This is a genomic window from Campylobacter australis, from assembly GCF_050586305.1.
Lineage (GTDB): Bacteria > Campylobacterota > Campylobacteria > Campylobacterales > Campylobacteraceae > Campylobacter_A.
This window is the reverse complement of sequence record NZ_JAXUAA010000001.1, coordinates 387,420-408,266: the sequence shown is the minus strand read 5'-3', so window position 1 is coordinate 408,266 and position 20,847 is coordinate 387,420. Positions and strand designations below refer to the sequence as shown.

The 20,847-nt window shown below is 37.1% G+C and carries 17 protein-coding genes; 11 read left to right on the top strand and 6 right to left on the bottom strand.

From position 1 onward, the window contains the following. The first annotated feature begins 160 nt into the window (after positions 1-160). The 5 genes from U5B17_RS02085 (at position 161) to U5B17_RS02065 (ending at position 5,353) form a co-directional block, all read left to right on the top strand. A complete protein-coding gene (locus U5B17_RS02085) occupies positions 161-1,429 on the top strand; it encodes an O-acetylhomoserine aminocarboxypropyltransferase/cysteine synthase family protein (RefSeq protein WP_430803703.1) in 1,269 nt (422 codons plus the stop codon). A 75-nt stretch (positions 1,430-1,504) separates the two neighbouring features. After that, entirely contained in the window at positions 1,505-2,191 is a 687-nt protein-coding gene (locus U5B17_RS02080; RefSeq protein ID WP_430803702.1) for a response regulator transcription factor, read from the top strand. Continuing rightward, complete coding sequence (locus tag U5B17_RS02075) at positions 2,191-3,432, top strand: ArsS family sensor histidine kinase (RefSeq protein ID WP_430803701.1); 1,242 nt, start codon at positions 2,191-2,193, stop codon at positions 3,430-3,432. The genes U5B17_RS02080 and U5B17_RS02075 overlap by 1 nt, the downstream gene beginning before the upstream one ends. Positions 3,433-3,456: 24 nt before the next feature. After that, a complete protein-coding gene (locus tag U5B17_RS02070; protein ID WP_430803700.1) occupies positions 3,457-3,900 on the top strand; it encodes a pyridoxal-5'-phosphate-dependent protein in 444 nt (147 codons plus the stop codon). 16 nt (positions 3,901-3,916) lie between these two features. Beyond that, positions 3,917-5,353, top strand: a complete 1,437-nt coding sequence (locus tag U5B17_RS02065; protein WP_430803699.1) for a potassium/proton antiporter — start codon at positions 3,917-3,919, stop codon at positions 5,351-5,353. A gap of 30 nt (positions 5,354-5,383) precedes the next feature. Here the strand turns inward: U5B17_RS02065 and U5B17_RS02060 are convergent, their stop codons facing one another. Next, entirely contained in the window at positions 5,384-6,799 is a 1,416-nt protein-coding gene (locus tag U5B17_RS02060) for a Do family serine endopeptidase (RefSeq protein WP_430803698.1), read from the bottom strand. 147 nt (positions 6,800-6,946) lie between these two features. Here U5B17_RS02060 and U5B17_RS02055 point away from each other — a divergent pair, with 147 nt between their 5' ends. Both U5B17_RS02055 and U5B17_RS02050 read left to right on the top strand, forming a co-directional pair. After that, complete coding sequence (locus U5B17_RS02055) at positions 6,947-7,825, top strand: DnaJ C-terminal domain-containing protein (RefSeq protein WP_430803697.1); 879 nt, start codon at positions 6,947-6,949, stop codon at positions 7,823-7,825. A 3-nt stretch (positions 7,826-7,828) separates the two neighbouring features. After that, positions 7,829-8,203 carry a heat shock protein transcriptional repressor HspR gene (locus U5B17_RS02050; RefSeq protein ID WP_430803696.1) on the top strand — a complete coding sequence of 125 codons (375 nt, stop codon included), beginning with the start codon at positions 7,829-7,831 and terminating at the stop codon, positions 8,201-8,203. Between the two features lie 26 nt (positions 8,204-8,229). Here the strand turns inward: U5B17_RS02050 and U5B17_RS02045 are convergent, their stop codons facing one another. Together U5B17_RS02045 and secA are read right to left on the bottom strand one after the other, a co-directional pair. After that, complete coding sequence (locus tag U5B17_RS02045; RefSeq protein WP_430803695.1) at positions 8,230-9,429, bottom strand: ABC transporter permease; 1,200 nt, start codon at positions 9,427-9,429, stop codon at positions 8,230-8,232. Between the two features lie 131 nt (positions 9,430-9,560). Continuing rightward, positions 9,561-12,152: a preprotein translocase subunit SecA gene (secA, locus tag U5B17_RS02040; RefSeq protein ID WP_430803694.1), complete on the bottom strand. Its 2,592-nt coding sequence runs from the start codon at positions 12,150-12,152 to the stop codon at positions 9,561-9,563. A gap of 99 nt (positions 12,153-12,251) precedes the next feature. On the opposite strand from secA, the gene lolA reads away from it, so the two are divergent. Then, positions 12,252-12,764 carry a LolA-like outer membrane lipoprotein chaperone gene (gene lolA / locus U5B17_RS02035; RefSeq protein WP_430803693.1) on the top strand — a complete coding sequence of 171 codons (513 nt, stop codon included), beginning with the start codon at positions 12,252-12,254 and terminating at the stop codon, positions 12,762-12,764. Here the strand turns inward: lolA and U5B17_RS02030 are convergent, their stop codons facing one another. Together U5B17_RS02030 and U5B17_RS02025 are read right to left on the bottom strand one after the other, a co-directional pair. Then, on the bottom strand, positions 12,765-13,304 hold the full coding sequence (locus tag U5B17_RS02030) for a hypothetical protein (RefSeq protein WP_430803692.1): 540 nt from the start codon (positions 13,302-13,304) through the stop codon (positions 12,765-12,767). It abuts the gene before it with no gap. Then, the gene (locus U5B17_RS02025) at positions 13,301-14,641 is read right to left on the bottom strand and encodes an ATP-dependent DNA helicase (RefSeq protein WP_430803691.1); all 1,341 of its coding nucleotides are present in this window, start codon (positions 14,639-14,641) and stop codon (positions 13,301-13,303) included. The genes U5B17_RS02030 and U5B17_RS02025 overlap by 4 nt, the downstream gene beginning before the upstream one ends. A gap of 70 nt (positions 14,642-14,711) precedes the next feature. On the opposite strand from U5B17_RS02025, the gene U5B17_RS02020 reads away from it, so the two are divergent. From U5B17_RS02020 to U5B17_RS02010, 3 genes are read left to right on the top strand one after another with little or no spacing between them, the layout of a single operon-like run. Further along, positions 14,712-16,643: an SH3 domain-containing protein gene (locus tag U5B17_RS02020; protein WP_430803690.1), complete on the top strand. Its 1,932-nt coding sequence runs from the start codon at positions 14,712-14,714 to the stop codon at positions 16,641-16,643. Then, complete coding sequence (locus U5B17_RS02015; RefSeq protein ID WP_430803689.1) at positions 16,640-17,521, top strand: hypothetical protein; 882 nt, start codon at positions 16,640-16,642, stop codon at positions 17,519-17,521. Before U5B17_RS02020 ends, U5B17_RS02015 begins: the two co-directional genes overlap by 4 nt. Next, complete coding sequence (locus tag U5B17_RS02010) at positions 17,502-18,029, top strand: DUF4139 domain-containing protein (protein WP_430803688.1); 528 nt, start codon at positions 17,502-17,504, stop codon at positions 18,027-18,029. Before U5B17_RS02015 ends, U5B17_RS02010 begins: the two co-directional genes overlap by 20 nt. Positions 18,030-18,093: 64 nt before the next feature. On the opposite strand, the gene U5B17_RS02005 is transcribed toward U5B17_RS02010, so the two are convergent. Continuing rightward, the gene (locus tag U5B17_RS02005) at positions 18,094-20,655 is read right to left on the bottom strand and encodes an autotransporter outer membrane beta-barrel domain-containing protein (protein WP_430803687.1); all 2,562 of its coding nucleotides are present in this window, start codon (positions 20,653-20,655) and stop codon (positions 18,094-18,096) included. Positions 20,656-20,847: the final 192 nt, after the last annotated feature.

Here is a 20,847-nt window from a genome sequence, read left to right as displayed (position 1 = left end):
TTTCCAAAATTTTTATTGTTATTGTAGCAATGTTTTTTAAATTTATTGCTGAAATGACGATTTTACACACTTTTATCCAAAATTTGATAGCTTACTTTAAATTTACGCAATTTTTTAAAAAATTTTTATACAATTTAAAACAAAATCTTTGGAGGCAAGAATGAACCTAGAAACCATAGCAACACATGCTGGATATGATACCAAAACCGCAGCAGGAGCAATGTGTGCGCCACTTTATATGAGCACAGCTTTTGACTTTGGCAACACACAAACTGCAGCAAATCGCTTTGCTTTAAAAGAGCTTGGACCGATATACTCGCGCTTAACAAATCCAACTCTTGATGTACTTGAAGCTAGGTTTGCCGCTTTTGAGGGCGGACGCGCAGCTATAAGCACAAGCAGTGGTATGGCGGCGATATTTTACTCCATCATAAATTTAGCCGAATGTGGTGACAACATAATCGTCTCAAACAAAATTTACGCCTCAGCCTTGCTTACTCGCACGATGAAGCGTTTTGGTGTTGTAGCTAGGATTTTTGACCCAGATAATCCAAGTGAGATAGAAAATTTAATAGACGAAAAGACAAAAGCCATATTTTTTGAAAGCCTTTCAAACCCGCAAATCGTCATACCAAACATAGATGAGATCGTAAAGATCGCCAAAAAACACCGCATAGTAACGATAGTAGATAATACCGTGGCAACTCCAGTGTTATTTAAGCCGTTTAAGCATGGTATAGATGTTTCAGTGCATAGCGCCACTAAATACATTGGCGGTCAGGGTTCGGCACTTGGTGGTCTTATAAGTGTATCTTATGAGCTAAATGACCTGCTTAGAGATAATGCTCGCTATGCGTTTTACAACGAACCAGACGAGAGTTACCACGGTCTTATTTATGCAAAACTACCAGATGATTTTGATATATATATACTAAGAGCAAGACTTTCCTTATTAAGAGATTTGGGCGCTACGCTAGCTCCAATGAATGCATTTTTGCTTATACAAGGGCTTGAAACGCTAAATTTAAGGATGAAAAAACACTGTGAAAATACACTAAAAGTAGCTGAATTTTTAGCTTCGCACCCAAAGGTTAAAAGTGTTAATTATCCACTTTTAAATGGCAACAAATACAACGAAAGAGCAAAAACTTACCTAGAAAATGGCGCTAGCGGACTTCTTAGTTTTGATGTTGGGGATAGAGAATTTGCTACAAAGATTATAAACTCAACTAAAATTTTTAGTATCGTTGTAAATATCGGAGATAGCAAGTCGCTCATCACTCATCCAGCAAGCACTACACACTTTCAATTAAGTGAAGATGAGCTAAATGCTATTGGTATAGGCTCTGGTGTTATTAGGCTAAGTGTAGGGCTAGAGGATGCCAATGATCTTATAAATGACCTAGATCAAGCGCTTAGCGCCATCTAAAATAAGGAGCTCATCCCCCTTTTTAACCTTATAATAAATTTTTATCGTTATAATTTTAAAAAAAATGGAGAAAATATGACAAAAATTTTAATGATAGAAGATGACCTTGAGCTGGCTGAAATTTTAAGTGAGTTTTTAGAGGCAAACGAGATGAAAGTAACAGTGGTAGATGAGCCTTATCTTGGGCTTTCTACGCTAAATACACAAAGCTTTGACCTAGTCATACTTGACCTTACTTTGCCTAGCATTGATGGGCTTGAGGTTTGTACAGAAATTCGTAAAAACCACAATGTTCCCATCATCATCTCAAGCGCTCGCCACGACATAACAGACAAAGTTAAGGCACTAGATAACGGAGCGGATGACTATCTGCCAAAGCCCTATAATCCTCAAGAGCTTCTAGCTCGCATAAAAAGCCATCTGCGCCGCCAGCAAAATATGGCAAACTCAATACAAAAAGAGCATATAGATACAAATAAAGACATAGTCTTAAAAGATTTTGAGCATGAAATTTTATTTAAAGGCACTCCACTCTCATTAACGATAGCCGAATACGACATACTGCGATATCTTATCACAAAGCAGGGTGGTGCAGTAAGTCGTGAAGAGCTTATCTATAACTGCGAAAGCTTAAACGAAGACAGCACTAGTAAAAGTATAGATGTGATGATAGGTCGCATACGCACAAAACTTGGCGAAAACCCAAAAGAGCCTCGCTATATACACGCTATACGAGGTATCGGCTATAAGCTGGTTTTATAATGCAGCGCTCATCTATTTTTATAACGATCACCTTTATCTTTTCGCTTGCGCTTATCTCTATATGTCTGGCGTTTTTGTGGCTTATGGGATATGATAAGCAAAACTACTCAAAAGAGCTAAACAACAAATACTCAAATGTCGCGCAAGCACATCTTTTTTATATGAGCGGGATAATAAACGAGGAGAAATTTAAAGATTCACTTAAAAACATAAACATGCCAGAGATAAAAGACCAAGTCTTAAAAGCAGAAGTACTCGAAAAAGCCCAAGTTTTAGAAGAAATTTCTGATGATATAGGTTCAAGTGCTATACTACTTTTTAAAAGACATCACTATCTTAAAATTCGCCACATCGACAACATTAAACTACTTATGGATACTGAGTTTCAGCCATATCGCTATGAGGTTATAAAGGTTGTTTTTGGCATAGTTGGCATTATCTTACTCGTTGCATATATTTTTGTTATTTATAAGCTAAAACCACTTAGAAAACTAAAACGCCAAATAACAAAATTTGCAAATGGCGATATAGATGGCGTAGTAAATGTAAGCCGTGGAAATGACGAAATTTCCGATGTTTCTCAGGCTTTTTATGATGCTGTCTTACAGATAAAAACACTAAATGACTCACGCCATCTTTTCTTGCGAAACATCATGCATGAGCTAAAAACACCTATCACAAAAGGTCGTTTGGTTGCTGAGATGATGGATGAGGGAAAGAGCAAAGATAGATTTATCAGCGTTTTTAATAAACTAGAAAATTTGATAAATGAACTTGCAGCGATTGAGCAGACCACATCAAAGATAGAACTTAGCAACAAAACAACTTGTTTTTTAGATGACATCATAGATGAAGCTATTGATCTAGCGATGATAGAACCTAGTCAAGTTGGACTAAACAGAGTTGAGAATTTAAAGCTAAATGTTGAGTTTAAGCTTTTTAGCATAGCCATTAAAAATATGCTAGATAACGGTCTAAAATACTCAATTGACAAACATGTAAATGTTTTAACCACACCTGATAATATTAAATTTATGAGTCGTGGCGAACCGCTAAAAGAAACGCTTGAGTTTTATATCCAACCCTTTATCAAAGGTCAAAATACACAAAAAAGTTTTGGTCTTGGGCTATATATAGTAAGCAATATCCTAAGCGCACACGGTATGAAACTAAGCTATGAATATAAAAATGAAATGAATATATTTATTTTTGATAATTTGTGTGGTATAATTTCAAAGTAAAATTTACATAAAAAAGGGACAAAAATGGCTGCAAAACACTTTTTGCCACAAAATTTATCGTCACTTATTGATCTTGAAATTTCAGTCATGAAGCGCTATTACAACCATACAAAAGACGCCAAAGAGCTCTCTCTTATATACTTTCAGATCCCAGAAACAAACACTGGCTATGAGTGGATAATAGAAAAAATTTTAAGAAATACCGATGCTGTTGTGCAAGAAAAAAACCACTTTGTTGCCTTGCTTTTTGCGACAAACAAAAACGGAGCTCTTAAACTTTTAGAAGGTATTCAAGAATTTTTAAATGAAAAACCACTTGATATTGTAGTCAATTACCCTCACGATGGCAGCAGTTCAAAGGTCTTGCTTGAAAAATTTCAAGATGAGATAAAAGATAATTACGGTGTCTTGCTAGAATGCCTAAGAACAACCGACCTTGATGCGACTACAAATGATGAGTTTTTTTAATTTTTTAGGTTAAATTTTGGAAAATTTACTTTTATTTTTTGCGATCTTACTTATAACTTCGATATTAGCTAGCAAATTTACCGATAGACTTGGCATACCTTCACTGCTTGTCTTTCTTGGCGTTGGTATGCTTGCTGGCTCAGATGGGCTTTTAGGTGTAAGCTTTGATGATCAAAGTATGACACAAAATGTAGGCATGCTAGCGCTTATCTTTATACTTTATGCGGGCGGGCTTGACACGGTTTTTAGCTCTATAAAACCAGTTTTTTCAAGAGGCATTATATTAGCAACTGCTGGTGTTATACTAACTGCCCTAGCCTTACTACCAGTGGCTAAATTTTTACTTGGATATAACTGGCTTGAAGCATTTTTGCTTTGCGCCATCATCTCATCAACGGATGCAGCAGCAGTTTTTGCAGTATTAAAAGCAAATAATCTCTCTTTAAAAAACAATATCGGTCCGCTTTTAGAGCTTGAGTCTGGTTCAAACGACCCAATGGCGATATTTTTGACCTTAACCTTGATACAAATCATCTCATTATCTCAACTTCCAACAGGCAATGATATAGCGCTAACATTTTTTAAACAGTTTGGCATAGGGGCAGTTTTAGGCTATATCTTTGGTATATTATTACCTAGCATATTTAACAAGATAAAGCTTAAAATTTCTGGACTTTACCCAGTTTTTTCGGTTGCTTGGATACTGCTTTTATATACAGTTTGTGCAAAATTAGGAGGTAATGGGTATTTAGCTGTTTATATGGCTGGAATTTTCATAAACAAAAAAGAGTTTGTGCATAAGAAAAACTTGATTGGCTTTCACGATGGTATAGCATGGGCTATGCAGCTTGTTGTATTTTTAACACTTGGACTTTTAGTAACACCTTCTGAGCTTCCTAGCATAGCACTAATGGCATTTTTACTAGCCCTATGGCTCATCTTTGTTGCTAGACCTATAGGCGTTTTTGTATCGCTAGCATATTCAAGATTTGGGCTTAAAGATAAACTTTTTATCTCTTGGGTTGGTCTTAGAGGGGTAGTTCCTATCGTGCTTGCAACCTATACATATGGTGGCGGATTAGAGCATGCAAATATGATATTTAATATTATATTTTTCATGGTCTTAATCTCCATTTGTCTTCAAGGCGCAAGTATCCCATATGCTGCAAGAAAATTTGATGTCGTTCTTGAAGAAGAAACAAAACAGCCACCCCTTAGTAGCTCGCCGATACTCACATACGCCCTCAAGCAGTTTTGCATACAGCCAAACTCAACTCTTGTGGGCAAAAGCCTAGCAGAGATAAATTTACCAACAACTTTGCTAGTCATTATGATAAAACGCAACAATGAATACATAAAACCAACTGGCTCATTTATCTTTGAAATCGCAGATACATTGCTAATACAATGCGAAAGTAGTGAAATTTACGATGAGTGTATGTCTAAATTTTAAAAGAGCCAAGACGGCTCTTTATATTTGAGATTACCTTATAACTAGTCCTTGAGCCACGCCTCGTCTATTTACCCAAACTAGCTTTTTGCCTTTATGTTTTTTAATGACTTTTGTAAAAGTATCTATATCAACAATAAGCTCATCAGCCACTTGCATGATAATATCACCACGCTCAAAGCCGTACTCTTCAGCCTTTGAGCCACTTTTTACCTCAGTTACTAAAACGCCATTTGTCTCTTTTGGTATTTTGTATTTATATTTTATGTCATCAGTCAAATTTGAAATTCCAAGCCCATCAACAACACTTTCATCAGCCTTTGCTACCTTTGCTCCGATATCCATGCTAGAAAGCTTTAGTTTGTTTTTATTCATCTTGCCATTTCGCTCAAAAGTTACCTCTACTTCACGATTTGGTGAAAGCGATCCGATATAGTTTTTAAGATCATTTGCATCTTTTATATTTTTATCATCTATCTTAACGATAAGATCACCGCGCTTTATACCAGCTTCATCAGCTGCAAATCCCTTTTCTACGCTACTAACAAGCGCTCCTTCTTTGTTTTCATAAAGCTCTTTTTGGTCATTTGTCAAATTTGCTATCATTACGCCAAGATATCCGCGCTCTATCTTACCGTCATTTATAAGTCTTTGAGCAATATCCTTTACCATACTTGAAGGTATCGCAAAACCTATACCGCTACTATCTCCGCCACGAGAAAGAATGGCTGTATTTATACCCACCAAAGCTCCACGACTATCAACCAACGCTCCGCCCGAATTTCCAGGATTTATCGAAGCGTCGGTTTGGATAAAATTCTCATATTGATTTAAACCTATGTTGTTTTTATTTAACCCAGATATAATGCCTCTCGTAATCGAGGAACCAACGCCAAATGGATTTCCTATCGCAAAAACCACATCACCTTCAAGCACCTTTGATGAGTCTGCAAATTTTATCGCATTTAACCCCTTAGCATCTATCTTAATAACGGCTAGATCAGTCTTTGGATCAAGCCCTACAACCTTTGCCTTGTACTCTTTATCACTGCCTGAAAGCACGACTGCTATCTCATCACTATCCTCCACAACATGGTTATTTGTAATAATGTATCCATCGCTTGAAATGATAACGCCAGAGCCTAAAGAGCTACTTTTTTGACGCTCTTGCGGTATACCAAAATTAAAGCCAAAAAATTCTCTAAACATAGGATCGTTTAAAAACTCATCAAAGCCATGCGATCTTACTTTGCTTGTTTTTGTGGTTGAGATATTAACAACCGTTTTTTTCGCATCGGCAATTGAGTTATGATACGAAAGGATCGCATTATCGTTACCATTTTGCAAAGGTGAAACTCTTGAAATATTAGAATTTGCCTCTTCGATATTTACGCTTGCAGCCACAAGCATAGTTGAAAGAAATATTGACGAATATATTATTTTTTTCATTTTTTATCCTTAAGACTTGAAATTTTGGTTATTATAAGACATTGTTCGCAATAAATTTTTAATGGCAATTTTTAGCAAAGTAAATACAAACTTGATTGACATACACTAAAGTTTTATGATACAATACATATAAAAAAGAGGTGAAAAATGAGCGAAAGTTTATATGAAACACTAGGTGTTTCAAAGTCGGCTTCTGCTGATGAGATAAAAAAATCATACCGTAGACTAGCCAGAAAATACCATCCAGACATCAACAAAGATGCTGGTGCAGAGGAGAAATTTAAAGAGATAAACGCAGCGTATGAGATTTTAAGTGATGAGAAAAAACGCGCACAATACGACCAATACGGCGATAGTATATTTGGTGGGCAAAATTTCCATGACTTTGCTAGAGGCTCTGCAAATATGGGCGATCTCAATGAAATTTTACGCAATATCTTTTCTGGTGGTTTTGGAGCTGGCAGTTTTAGTCAAACAGGTGGCTTTGGTGGCTTTAGCCAGCAAGGTTTTGGTGGTTTTGGTGGCGTAAATCTTGATATAAATGCCAGAGTTAGTATACCTTTTGATGTTGCGATTATGGGTGGAGAACATAAGATAAATATAAATTCAGAAAGTCTAAAGATAAAAATTCCAGCCGGTATAAACAACGATGAAAAACTACGCGTCAAAGGCAAAGGCAAGAGCTCCATGGGGCAAACTGGCGACCTTATACTTAGTGTAAATATCGAGGATAGTGATGAGTACGAAAGAGATGGTGATGATCTTATAAAAGATGCGTTAATACCGCTTAAAACTATGCTTTTTGGTGGAAAATTTGATGTAAAAACTTACAAAAAAGATGTTACAATAAAAATCTCCCCCGACTCTAAAACTGGTACCAAAATTCGCCTAAAAGGCTACGGTGCTCAAAACAGAAAGAGTGGGATTTATGGGGATTTATACCTTAAAACAAGGGTGCTACTGCCAAATATTGATGAACTTGATGACGAGCTTGTAAAACTTTTAAAAGAAAAACTTCCGGAGTAAAATATGCAAAATTATGATGAGCCACTTTATCTAATAAGTGTCGTAGCAAAAGTTCTTAGTGTGCATCCTCAAACCTTACGCCAATACGAAAGAGAGGGGCTTGTCGAGCCATCACGCACTGATGGACGAATGCGTCTTTACTCACAAAGAGATGTTGATAAGGTAAAGATGATACTACGACTAACAAGGGATCTTGGCGTAAATTTAGCTGGAGTTGATGTGATACTTCAACTAAAAGACAAGATGGATGAATTTGAAGCTACTATTAATGAACTAAAGGCCCAACTTGGACAAAAAAATACAATCATACCTAGCAAAAAAGCTCTTGTAAAGCGCAAAAATAACTTTGATATTATTTTTTACGAGAGTAAGAGTTAAATTTAAGGGGTTACCCCCTCTTAAATTTATTCATTTCGCAATGTTTGTAAAACATCAACTTGGGCTGACTTTTTAGCTGGATAGTAAGATGACATGCAAACTATCACGATAGCCCCCACAACTATCATCGTAAAATCCCCCAAAGAAAGCTCCATGGGTAGTTTTGAGCTTCCATAAACATCTGCTGGCAGATCAATTATATTAAAACTACCAAGCAACCAGACGCCAAAAAGACCAAGAAGCAAACCAAAAACTATCCCACTTCCACCTATAACTAGCCCCTGATAAAAAAAGCTTTTTTTTATCTCGCTCTTACTAGCGCCAAGTGCCAAAAGAAGAGCGATCTCTTGACGACGGTTCATAACTGTCATAAGAAGCGAGCTAATAATATTTAGTGAAGCTACCAAAATAATAAGCATTAAAACAATAAAAAGTGCTCGCTTTTCAAGCGCAAGAGCTGAGAAAAAATTTCCATTTTGCTCCCACCAGCCTATGGCTTTCATACCAGCAGGCAGGGCAGCTTGCACTCGCTTTATGTCATCAAATGGTTTTTGTGAATAGATATGTATGCCATCATAAGCATCATTAGGGTATTCTAAAATTTTCCTAAGTGCGCTTGCTGAAGTATAACTATAAGCCTTGTCATAAGCAACAAGTCCAGAGCTAAAATTTGCCACCACATCAAAGCGCTTCATTTTTGGGATAAGTGCAAAACCGCTTGGATCAGCCTTAGTAAAAATAACCGTAGTCTTTTCACCGTTTGGTAAATTTAGCCCCTCGCTTAAACCTTTGCCAACAAGGATCTCAAACTCATTTAACTCAAGCTCCCCAAGCCCATCTGCTATGACTTGATTTATCTGCTTCTCATCTTTTGAATTTACGCCAAAAAGTAGCCCACCTTCAAGCTTATTTGCCCCACGCAAAATGACTTGCGTACTTATAAATGGGCTAAAGCTTAACTCTGGAAATTTTTGTTTAAGCTCATCTACAAGCTTATCATTTACTGAGCCTTGAAATGGGCTAAGTATAGATATTGGGTAGTTCATAGTAAAAAGCTTACGCTCAAATTCTTTGTCAAATCCATTCATAATAGCCATCGCAACGATTAAAACCATAAGACCTATACTTACACCAAGAAACGCAAGCACGGCACTTAGCGTGATAAATGGCTGACTTTTATCAAAACGCAAATATTTAAAAAGTAGATATTTTGGCAAGCTTTGCAAAGATAATCCTTGAAAATTTATTTAAGATAAACATACAAAAACAAAGAAAAAATAGCAAGCCCGCTTAAGAAAAGATCTAAAATTTTAAGCAAAATTTAGATCAACCAAAACAAGCTTGCTACAACTCACTTTTATGCAAAAACGCCTTTTTTAGGGCCGCTTTTGCCGTGACACTCTTTGTATTTTTTACCGCTACCGCATGGACAAGGGGCATTGCGTGGAATTTTTTTATTTCCACTTAACTGCTCCTCTGCTCTTAACATCTCATTTTGCTCATCTTGCATGCGTGATCTCATAGCAGCAGCCTCATCTTGCAGTGCTTCATCACGAGGCTTTAGCCTTAAAAGACTTAACATCTTTACGCTCTCAGTTTTTAACCGAGTTACAAGCTCTACAAAAAGGTTATAACTCTCTTTTTTATACTCGGTAAGAGGATCTTTTTGGTTATACCCACGAAGTCCGATACCTGTTTTTAGTATATCCATCTGATATAAATGCTCTCTCCATGCACCATCAAGCACCTGCAGGTAAAGCACTTTTTCGATCTCTCTCTTTTGCTCAGCACTTAATATACTCATCTTTTTAGCATAACGCTGCTCTAAAATCTCACAAATTTTAGCCACAAGTTCATCGTAATCAAGCCCCGCAAGCTCGCTCTCATCGATACTTTCAGAGCTATCACTCTCAAGATGTGAAACTAAAGCTTTAAGATCAAAATCCTCTTTCATAGTAACCTCAAATATCTCAACACTTTCAAGCAAATTTGTAACATATGCGAGTCTATTTTCGGCTATCTTTTCACTCATGTCATACTCTTTATCAAGAAGCTCATCGCGGTATTTATAGATAGTCTTTCTTTGCTCATTTGCCACATCGTCGTATTCAAGAAGGTGTTTTCTAGCTTCAAAGTGTAAATTTTCAACCTTTTTTTGTGCATTTTCAACCGCACGAGTAACAAGTTTACTCTCTATACTTTCACCCTCATCAATACCAAGTCTATCCATGATAGCCTTTATGCGATCAGCACCAAAAATTCTAAGGAGATTATCCTCTAAACTAAGATAAAAGCGACTCATACCAGGATCGCCTTGACGACCAGCACGACCACGGAGTTGATTATCTATGCGACGGCTTTCGTGACGCTCTGTACCGATTATATAAAGTCCGCCAAGGGCACGCACTTCATCATCTATGCGTATATCAACACCCCTTCCAGCCATATTTGTAGCGATCGTTACCGCACCTTTTTTGCCAGCTTCAGCGATGATCTCTGCCTCTTTTTCATGGTTTTTAGCATTTAGAACAGAGTGTGCGATACCAGCCTTAACAAGCATTTCATGCAACATCTCACTTCGCTCAATACTTGCCGTTCCCACAAGAACTGGCTGACCTTTTGAATTTGCCTTTTTTATCTCATCTATAACAGCTTTAAATTTTTCAGCCGTTGTCTTATAAATAAGGTCGTTTGCATCTATTCTCTTAACAGGGACATTTGTGGGAATAGAGATGACTTCTAGCTTATAAATTTGCGAAAACTCAGTAGCCTCGGTCTGCGCTGTACCAGTCATGCCTGCCATTTTTTTATACATTCTAAAGTAGTTTTGATAAGTTGTATCAGCTAGAGTTTGGCTCTCTTCTTGAATTTGCACCCCTTCTTTTGCCTCAAGTGCTTGGTGCAAACCCTCGCTAAAACGCCTACCCTCGCTTAAACGCCCAGTAAATTCATCAACTATGACTATCTCATTACCACGCAAGACATAATGGACATCTTTTTCAAAGAGATTGTGAGCTTTTAGGGCTTGGTCTAGATGATGGCTTAAGATAGCATTGTTTAGATCATACAAATTTTCAACGCCAAATAGCTTCTCAGCGTTATTTATACCCTCTTCTGTGATGATGATATTGCGGTTTTTCTCATCCACAACAAAGTCACCAGTAGGTTTTGAGCCTGGCACGCTTAGATCAGCTGGCTCACCGCGCACAAGCTTTTTAGCCACCTCGTTTGCTTTGATGTAGCCATCAAGAGTGCGATTAGTAGGTCCTGAGATGATTAGTGGGGTTCTTGCTTCGTCAATTAATATACTATCAACCTCATCAACTATGACAAAGTTATGCCCACGCTGAACCTTATCGTTTGCATCAAATTTCATATTATCTCGCAAATAATCAAATCCAAATTCAGAATTTGTTCCATAAGTTATGTCTGCGTCATAGGCTGCTTTGCGAATACTGTCACTATTTTGACCGCTTAAAGCAACATCAACGCTAAGCCCAAGAAAGTTATAAAGCACACCCATTTGAGTCGCGTCACGCTTTGCAAGATAGTCATTTACAGTTACTACATGCACGCCCTTACCACTCATCGCATTTAACACAACAGGTAGTGTCGCCACAAGGGTTTTGCCTTCGCCTGTCTTCATCTCAGCTATGCGACCCTCGTGAAGTACCATGCCACCGATGATCTGGACATCAAAATGACGCATACCAAGCGTTCTTTTGCTAGCTTCTCTGACGATAGCAAAGACATCATTTAGCATCTCATCTTCGCTTTTTCCAGCTCTAACTTCATCTTTTAAAGCGTTAAATGCGGCTTTTAGCTCATCATCGCTCATTTTTTCATATTTTGACTCAAGCTCATTAACGCCTTTTAGTCTTTTATAATATTTTTTAACCTCTCTATCGTTTTGTGTTCCAAAAATTTTCTGAAATATAGTTGAGATCATTCATAACCTTTTTACAAAATTTTTAACTTTTGATTGTACCATAGTTTAACTATTTATTTAATTAAACTTAGTTAAAATAGCGCATTTTAAGGAGAAAAAATGAGAAAATTTTTATTATCATCACTTTTAGTGGTTGGAGTATTTTGTTCTGATCTTAGCTTTAAAAGCTTGCAAAGTGAATTTACACAGGTTGTAAATAGCAAAGATGCTAGCGTGAGCTATGTTGGAAAATTTTATGCAAATGCTGATAATACCGCGCTTTGGATATATTCATCTCCGACACCAAAAAAGATATATTTTAGCGACACACATGTTGTTGTGATAGAAGATGAGCTTGAGCAAGCTATCGTCTCAAAGCTTGACTCAACACCAAATTTAACGCAAATTCTAAGCTCTGCAAAAAAGATAACCCCAGATCTTTACAAGGCGAAATATGACGATGTAGAGTATCTGATCACCATGAAAAATGGGCTACCTTTAGTCATAGACTACAAAGATAAGTTAGAAAATAAGATAAAAGTTACCTTAAAAAATGTCATCAAAGATAAGGCAATCTCAAAAGAGCTTTTAACCCCAAATGTCCCAAAAGGCTATGACATCATCACTCAATAATCAAGGCTCGCCAAAGTCAGAGCCAAAATTTTCGATACTGTTTAGGTCGATTGGGCGATTTATATCATTTAAATTTGGCGAGATGATTATATTGTTTGAGTTATTTTTATTTGTTCTTGTTGAATTTTCATTATGAGAAGTCGGCGCTCTTAAGCCACATAGATCGCGCATTTTTATAGCATTTATTATATCCTCTATCTCGACCTTTTCGACAACTTTCATAGCTATTATCAAAACATCATCGATAGTTAGACCGTGCTTTTTTGCAGCATATTTTATATATGCTTCTTTAAATTTTTCCTTACCAAGCGAAGTAAGAAGATCTTCTGCATAAAAACTTCCAATAATAACATTTAAAGCATCTAACACATAAGCTTCGTTGGAATTTAGATCATTGCCAATAAGCTCCAAGCTAAGTCGCATCTTTTTTGTAGTACCTTGTGCCATTTTTGAATAAACATCAACTTCAAATTCATTTACTCTAATGGCATCTGCACTTGCAAAAACTGCCAAAAATATAGCCAAAAATATCTTTTTCAAAAGCTCTCCTTGATGTTTTTAAACTCATTTTCTGCGTAAAATTTACGAACTTCATCGTCTATTTTAACCACACTTTGTAAATATCTACTAAAGTCAAGCCGTTTATTATAAAAAAGCTTAAGATAAGCTGGATCAATAGCGCGCGAAAGTGCGACATAAAGCTGACCATTTGCAAAAATGTTATTTAGATCGCACATTAAATTTTTTATACTCATGCCCTGCGATTTGTGAATGGTAAGAGCGTAAGCTAGTTTAAAAGGAAACTGTGAGAAGGTCGCAAGCGTCTCTTGCCAAATCTCTCCGTCGCGCATAACAAATTCCATAAGCTCAAAGACATTTCGTCCGACTTCACAAAGCTCCCCATTATCTTTTTTGACTATCACCTCGCTTATCTCATTGCCATCACGCACGACTTGGACTATCTCGCCACGCTCGCCGTTATAATAACTACCCCATTTATTAGTGGCAAATATCACCTTTGCTCCAAGCTTTACTTCAAGCGCTTCTGGGACATTTAGCGAGTTTTTAAAACTTTGCAAGCGCTTTTGGTTTAGGGTTTCGTCTATGATTTTTAGCTCTGCTTTTAGGGTGAAATTTTGAGAATTTAGACGCGCTAGCATTATGTTATTTAACCTATCAACACCAAAATTTGTCCCAAAAAGTACGCTTGTGTTTGCATCTGGCTCAAATTTAGGCGTTAAAAGTGAAGAGATATATCTTATCACATCATCGCCTACATCGCCCACTCGAAGCTTTGAGAGCATGGTGTAAAATCGCTCATCTTGTGTGCGTTTTGAAATTTTTAGCTCAACATTTACGAGTTTAAAAGCCTGCCAAGCATGCGAGCTAAATGCGTATTTAAAGCTAAAAAGCGCATTTTGGTTTTCATTTTTTTTCACCGGTGGAAGCTGATAAAAGTCGCCCACAAACATCAAGCGACCCTTAAATTTTGAACTATTAAGCCTTAGATATATCATTTCAAGGATATTTGCACTAATCATTGAAATTTCATCAAATACGATAAGATCGGCACTATCAAGTATCGCTCTAAGTTTGCTTAGCTTATCTTTTTGTCTTTTATCATAAGCTTTTAGCTCATTAAAGTCATTACAAATGCCAAATTTAAAGAAGCTATGTACGCTCACTCCGCCGATATTTACGGCGCTTATACCAGTGCTACCAAGCACGATGACATTTTTAAGCTCGCTTTTATAGTGGGCTATGACCGCGCTTGTAAGGTAGCTTTTGCCAACCCCTCCGCCACCGGTTAGAAAAAGATTTGAGTTTTTTAAAATTTGCAAAATTTCTTCTAGCAATACTTGACCTATTTTTTGCAAAATTATACCAAAATAAGTCATAAATTTACATTTTTAAGATAAAATCATAACTTTAATCTCAAGGAAATTCATGAAAAAAAAACTTATTTTACCGCTTTTTATAGTTCTATTTTTAGGGTGTTCTGATAAAAATCAAAAACTAAACGACCATACTTTAAGTCAAATACCAACCTCAAGCATAAGCCTTATATATCTTGGCGAACAAAGTGTAAAAAATTTGCCTCAAAGCACGATAAACGAGCAACTTGATGGAGCTGCGTTACTTAAAAAAAGATTTAACACATTTGATACAAAAATTAGTAAAAAAGAGAAAAAAGATGCCTTTTGGGCACTTGATATATATAAATTTAGAGAAAAACGCCCATATTATGGCTCAAATTTTCGCCCCGTTACAAAAGAGTGGTTTGATCAAGCTCATCAAAACGCCAACAAAGAGAGCTTCTTAGCGCTAAACACACTCGCAATAACCACGGCAAATACGGCACTTCGCAACCTTCCAAGTAGTGATCCGCTATTTTATAACCCACAAAATGCCGGAGAGGGCTATCCTTTTGACTACTTGCAAACCTCTGCACTAAGCATTGGTTTTCCGCTTTTTGTCTCACACCTCTCAAAGGATGGCGCATGGGCAATGGTACGAGATGATGATGTTTGGGGTTGGGTAAAAGTAGAGGATATAAGATTTATCTCACATTCAGAGGCACAGACATATAAAAACTCGAAATTTTTAACAATGCTAAAAGATAAAACTCCAGTTTATAACGATCGTGGCTGGTTTTTATTCTATGCAAGACTTGGATCAATACTGCCATTTTTAAGTGAGGATACACAAACTTTTTATGGCGAAATTTACACAAGAGCTGGCAAGCATAAATTCAAAATTCCCAAAACACAAGCAGCGCACTTCCCACTTGCTTTAAATCAAGCAAATATAAATATAATGGCTAGCTCGCTTTTAAATGAGCCTTATGGTTGGGGTGGCGTGGATAATCTACGCGACTGCTCCTTGCTTACTAAAGACATGATGGGCGCATTTGGAGTTTGGCTGCCTAGAAACTCTAAAGCTCAAGCAAACATCGGCAAAAAAGTTGAGCTTTCGTTTTTAACAAACGAACAAAAGATAGAAGTTATAAAAAAACAAGCTGTGCCCTATATGACACTACTTCACTCTCCAGGACATATCATGCTTTATGTGGGCATTAAAGATGATCAAATTCTTATATTTCACGACGCGTGGGGGATAAAAACCGCAACAGATGGACGCGCACTTATAGGTCAAACCGCGATAACAACACTTGATGTAGGACGAGATGTTGTTGGAGTAGAAACTGGTTCGTTACTACTTTCAAAGATAAAGTCGATGAATATCTTGCTGGCAAAAGATGACAGACTTACAACATTAAATGACTTTTCAAAAGAGCCAGCTTTAGTTAGCGTAAACACCAAAACCATCAAAGATGAGCCGTGCAATGACGCTGACGCAAATGCCACATATCCCGCTCTAAGCCACATAAATGCGCCACTTGTCGATGCTGGTAGATGTAGAGACTACGAGCTACTTCAAAGCCTGTACGGAGATAGCGAAGCAAGCGTGAAAGCAAACTTAGTCGATGTCATTTGGCTAAAGGACTTTGGTGCAAAAAAGCTTAAATTTAACATACAAAACGGCGCCGCTAAGGCACTTCAAGCGGTGAGTGACGAGCTAAATGAGCTAGCCAAAAAAGATGAAAAAATCCTAAAATTTTTAAAAGACAGCGGAACATTTAAGTGGCGTCCAATCGCTGGCACAAATCGCTTAAGCACCCACAGCTACGCCATTGCGATTGATATAAATGTAGATGGTAGTAGCTACTGGAGATGGAGTAAAGAATACAAAAATACCTTACCACAAGCCGTCGTGCATGCATTTGAACGACACAAATTTATCTGGGGTGGGCGCTGGAGGCACTTTGACAGCATGCATTTTGAGTATAGACCTGAGCTTTTTAAGGAGAGCAAATGAAGAAAATTTTACTTTTTCTAACGGCGTTTGTCTGGCTAAATGCGGATAAAAATTTGATGGAAATTTATCAAAATGCTGAGTTTTTACACCAAAGCTTTGATAATGTAAAAGATGAGCTTATCGTTGCCGTACCAGATGGTGTGCAAGTGGATGATGTAGATGTGCGCTCAACTTGCGATGTGACAAAAATGAGCCTTAGTAAGCCTCTTAGTACACAAAATGCAAAAGTGAGCGAGCTAAAACTTCAAATGTCAAAGATTGAAAATGAGATTTTAGCGCTTAATGACAAGCACGAATTTTTGCATAGCATTGCACCAAAAGCGAGCGATTTTGAGACACTAAAGGCAAGTGGTGAGAAATTTTACGAGCTTATTTTAGCTGATAAAACAAAGCAAAATGAGCTAAAAGAATGGCTTTTAGAGCTATCTAAAGAGCTAGATAAACAAACACAAGAGCTAAGGTATCAAAACCTTACTATAAATTTTGCTTGCGAGCCAAAAAGTGTGGATGTGAAATTTGAGCTATTTGAGCCAAGTTTGCTAAAAAATGAAGTCCGCGCTAGCACGCTTACTCAAAAGCTTGAAATTTCACAAAGTATAAGCGTCTTTAACCCTCTACCAACACCACTTGACAACTTAAGTATCGCCGTTTATCCATTTAACTACGACGCTAGATTAGCACCCGATGAGTTTGTGCCTAGATACTATGATGAAAGTGCAATAAACTACGATATGCATCCTCACATGGCTGTAACTATGAGTGCAAAAGATAGTGCAAAATTTGAAAAAGCTCGTGCAAAAAGCGAGCAACTAAGCCTTGCGGATACCTACAAGCTTGAAGGGCTAAATATCGGTGCGTTTGAGCAAAAAAAACTTTGAGTACGATAGGCAAAGCGTGGAAGCTAAATTTAGCATATTTATAGATGGTTATGCAGATGTCAATGCCTTTTTAGTAGCAAATTTCACTCCTAAAAATAGGCTAAATACGGCAAATGCCAGCTATAAAGTAGATGGCATAAATATAGGTGAAAGCCTCGCGCAAGGCTTTGAAGCAAACGCGCCAAGCGTGCTATATCTAGGCAAAAATCCGCTCATAAAAGTAAGCAAAAAAGTTGATGAAAAGATGAGTAAATCTAGCTTTTTTGGCAACACAAAAACAACTACAAACTCTTGGGACTACGAGATAACAAACGGCTCAAACCGCACTTGGGAGATAACTTTAGCCGAGCGCATACCATTAAGCACAAGCGATGACATAAAGATAAGTGAAAAAAGCAACGACAAAGCAAGCACAGACAAAGAGGGTAGAGCTGAGTATAAATTTAGCCTAAAAGCAAGCGAGAAAAAGAGTATAAACTTTGGCTATGAAGTGAGCGAGCCAAAGTAGCTTTAAGCTAAAACGGAGTTTGATCCAAAATAAATCAAACTCCGCGCTTAAGTCAAATTCTCACTTAAAACTTATACCTTACACCCACGGTGCCGTTGTAGTAGTTTTCCTTACTCTTGCTTTTATATCCAAAGTTTATGTTTGTAGATAGATTTGGAGTTATAGCAAAATCAACCCCCGTCTGCATAGTGGCGTAAGTCTTTTTCTTATCGTCATTGCCGATGATGATTTGATTATTTGAGCCTATGAAATTTGCCATAAAGTCATCACCATGCTTGTAAATTTCACGCTCAATACCTGGAGTAATGTATGCAAAACTTCCGTCATTTATATATGCCCTAAACTCTGCTCCAAGCTTTAATGATAGTATTTTTGAACTTGTTTTATCATAGTTTAGTCCAGCCGCGCCACTCTCGCTAAATGCGTCATTTTTGACATAAGAGTATGAAACTCCAGCTAATGGCTTGATAAATTTCCCCTCATTTATCTCATAAACATAGCCGTATTCTAAATCAACACTTGCAAATTTTGAGTCATATTTTGCGTCGCGTTGCTGTGATGTGAGGCTATCTGTGCGCTTAAAATCATTTTTGCCAAAGCCAAATGATACTTTCGCATCTATCTCATGAGCGTCTATAAAACTTCGTGAATACACACCAAACTGATAGTTATCAGCGTCGTTTTTGACTACTTTATTATCGCTTTTTGACTTAGCATATGTCATGAAGCCACCTACGATGGTGTTATCAAACGCTTTATCATATCCGAGTGTAAAGCCGTAAATTTTAGGATTTGCTCCGCCTTTTATCTTTGCTTTTCCGCCCATTAGCGTTCCCCAAAGGTTATTGTCATACTTAAAGAGGTCTGTATAAGCTCTAACGACTGAGCTTAGCGCGCTGTGATCGCCACTGGCAAATGTCGTACCGCTTAGGCTATTTATCGCACTTGCAAGAGCTAGGTTGTCATTATATGGGTTGCTAAGTTTAGCAAGGCGTGTTGTGGTAGCTAGGTTTGTGTTAAATTTTATTATATCGGTTGCAATACCGCGATTTAGCGAGTCTGAGACGCTTTGTATTTCGTTTTGCACGGTTCTTACAGCCTCAATGATAGTAGCCTTATCCTCGCTCATAATGGCTAGAATTTGATCATTTCCTGAAATTTCACCGAGTGATTTTACGATGTTTTGCTCGTTTGTAGTTAGGGCGTTATCTTTATTTTCAGCGATTGCTTTTGCTTTTTGTGTAGCGGCTGCAACTTGCTCTTTTTTAACCTCAGCTACCTTTTCCTCTACCTTAGCAAGCTCACTTTTTGCCTCATCAAGTGCTTTTTGTTTAGCACTTACATCGCTTGCACCAGTTTTTTTCGCCTCATCTAAAGCCTTTTTAGCCTCATCAAATTTAGTAGCAGCTTTTGCTTGTTCTGATTTTACAGCCAAAGCGCTATCGTTGATAGCTTCTAGCTTTTCGGTAGCCTCTTTTTCTGTCACACTTATTGCCGCTGGAGTTGGCTTAGGTGTCGGCTCTTTTAGACCTAAAATTTCTAAAATTTTGTCTTTATTGTCAGCAAGTAGTTTATCTGCCTCATCATAGACTCTATATAGCTCAGCCTCTTCTAGTCTTGAAATTTCAACTAGCTTTAGCAAAGTATCCATATCGGTGTTTTCATCTATTTTAGTAAGAAATCCATCGTAATATTCTCTACTACCTGCCGCACCTGCACCTATTGTTATATCATTGTCTCTTAGATATTTATTAAGCGTTGCAATACTTTGAGTTTTATCGCCAGTAGCCGACTTGATAGCCTTTGCTAACTTTTCTATCTCATCTACATGCTTTTTCTCTTTTACACTTTCATTTTTCATTGTCTCCTTGCTTTTTAGTATGGCATCCACATCACCAAATTCAGATAAACGAGCACCGTACTCTTTTAAAAGAGCATTATCAGTATTTTGCGTCTTTAAAGCTACATAAATAGCCTCAAAAAAGCCTTCTTTTATGACATTTTCTTTAAAGCCTGCTACGGTTTGTGTCATCTTATCTTTTATGGCACCTGATAAAATTTCTAAGTCTCTTTTGCTAAACTCTAATGATGATGAACCGTATCCTTTAACCTCAACCTCACCATTGCCATTTAGGCTAAAATTTACACCATTGCCATTTTCATCTGCAAGCCATATATCATTACCCCATGTATTTATACGAACTTTTACACCATCTTCTTTAGTAAAAGTAAAACGATTTTTGGAATTTATACTAATATGACCATACTTATCCTCAAGCTCAACAAAGCCATCATCTTCCCTAGAAGACCCATAGTCAAAGCCCTCTTGAGCTGTCTTTACAAGTGAAAAATATCCATTTAGCAACTTACCAAGAGCCGCATTTTCTCCACTTTCTTTTATGCTATCGGTAGTTAAATTTTTTACACCATTATACCCAGTGATCTCATCTGCATATTTTGAGACATTTTCACTAAGTGGCTTTAGGGTATTGTTATAAAATTTTAAATTCTTACCCAACGACTCTGCGGCTTTTGGATTTTCTTTTATCGTCGGTGAACCGGCAAAAGCACTTGAGCTAATAGCTACGCTAAGCAAGATACCGCTTGCAACTTTTGAAATTTTCATGCAAAACTCCTTATAAAAAAGATAATGTTAATTATACCCCCCCCCCCCCCCTTAAATTAAACTTAAATTTAGCTTAATTATTAAAAATTTGTCTAATAGAAAGTATGATTTAAAATAATATGATAATTGATATAATTTTTTGTATTTTTAGATATAAGGAAGAGTAAAATTTTAATTTACTAAATACCAAAA

What these genes read in the sequence shown, in the direction of transcription:
- U5B17_RS02085 (WP_430803703.1), top strand. Translation starts at nt 161, where the DNA reads ATGAACCTAGAAACCATAGCAACACATGCTGGATATGATACCAAAACC.
- U5B17_RS02080 (WP_430803702.1), top strand. Translation starts at nt 1,505, where the DNA reads ATGACAAAAATTTTAATGATAGAAGATGACCTTGAGCTGGCTGAAATT.
- U5B17_RS02075 (WP_430803701.1), top strand. Translation starts at nt 2,191, where the DNA reads ATGCAGCGCTCATCTATTTTTATAACGATCACCTTTATCTTTTCGCTT.
- U5B17_RS02070 (WP_430803700.1), top strand. Translation starts at nt 3,457, where the DNA reads ATGGCTGCAAAACACTTTTTGCCACAAAATTTATCGTCACTTATTGAT.
- U5B17_RS02060 (WP_430803698.1), bottom strand. Translation starts at nt 6,799, where the DNA reads ATGAAAAAAATAATATATTCGTCAATATTTCTTTCAACTATGCTTGTG.
- U5B17_RS02055 (WP_430803697.1), top strand. Translation starts at nt 6,947, where the DNA reads ATGAGCGAAAGTTTATATGAAACACTAGGTGTTTCAAAGTCGGCTTCT.
- U5B17_RS02050 (WP_430803696.1), top strand. Translation starts at nt 7,829, where the DNA reads ATGCAAAATTATGATGAGCCACTTTATCTAATAAGTGTCGTAGCAAAA.
- secA (WP_430803694.1), bottom strand. Translation starts at nt 12,152, where the DNA reads ATGATCTCAACTATATTTCAGAAAATTTTTGGAACACAAAACGATAGA.
- lolA (WP_430803693.1), top strand. Translation starts at nt 12,252, where the DNA reads ATGAGAAAATTTTTATTATCATCACTTTTAGTGGTTGGAGTATTTTGT.
- U5B17_RS02020 (WP_430803690.1), top strand. Translation starts at nt 14,712, where the DNA reads ATGAAAAAAAAACTTATTTTACCGCTTTTTATAGTTCTATTTTTAGGG.
- U5B17_RS02015 (WP_430803689.1), top strand. Translation starts at nt 16,640, where the DNA reads ATGAAGAAAATTTTACTTTTTCTAACGGCGTTTGTCTGGCTAAATGCG.
- U5B17_RS02005 (WP_430803687.1), bottom strand. Translation starts at nt 20,655, where the DNA reads ATGAAAATTTCAAAAGTTGCAAGCGGTATCTTGCTTAGCGTAGCTATT.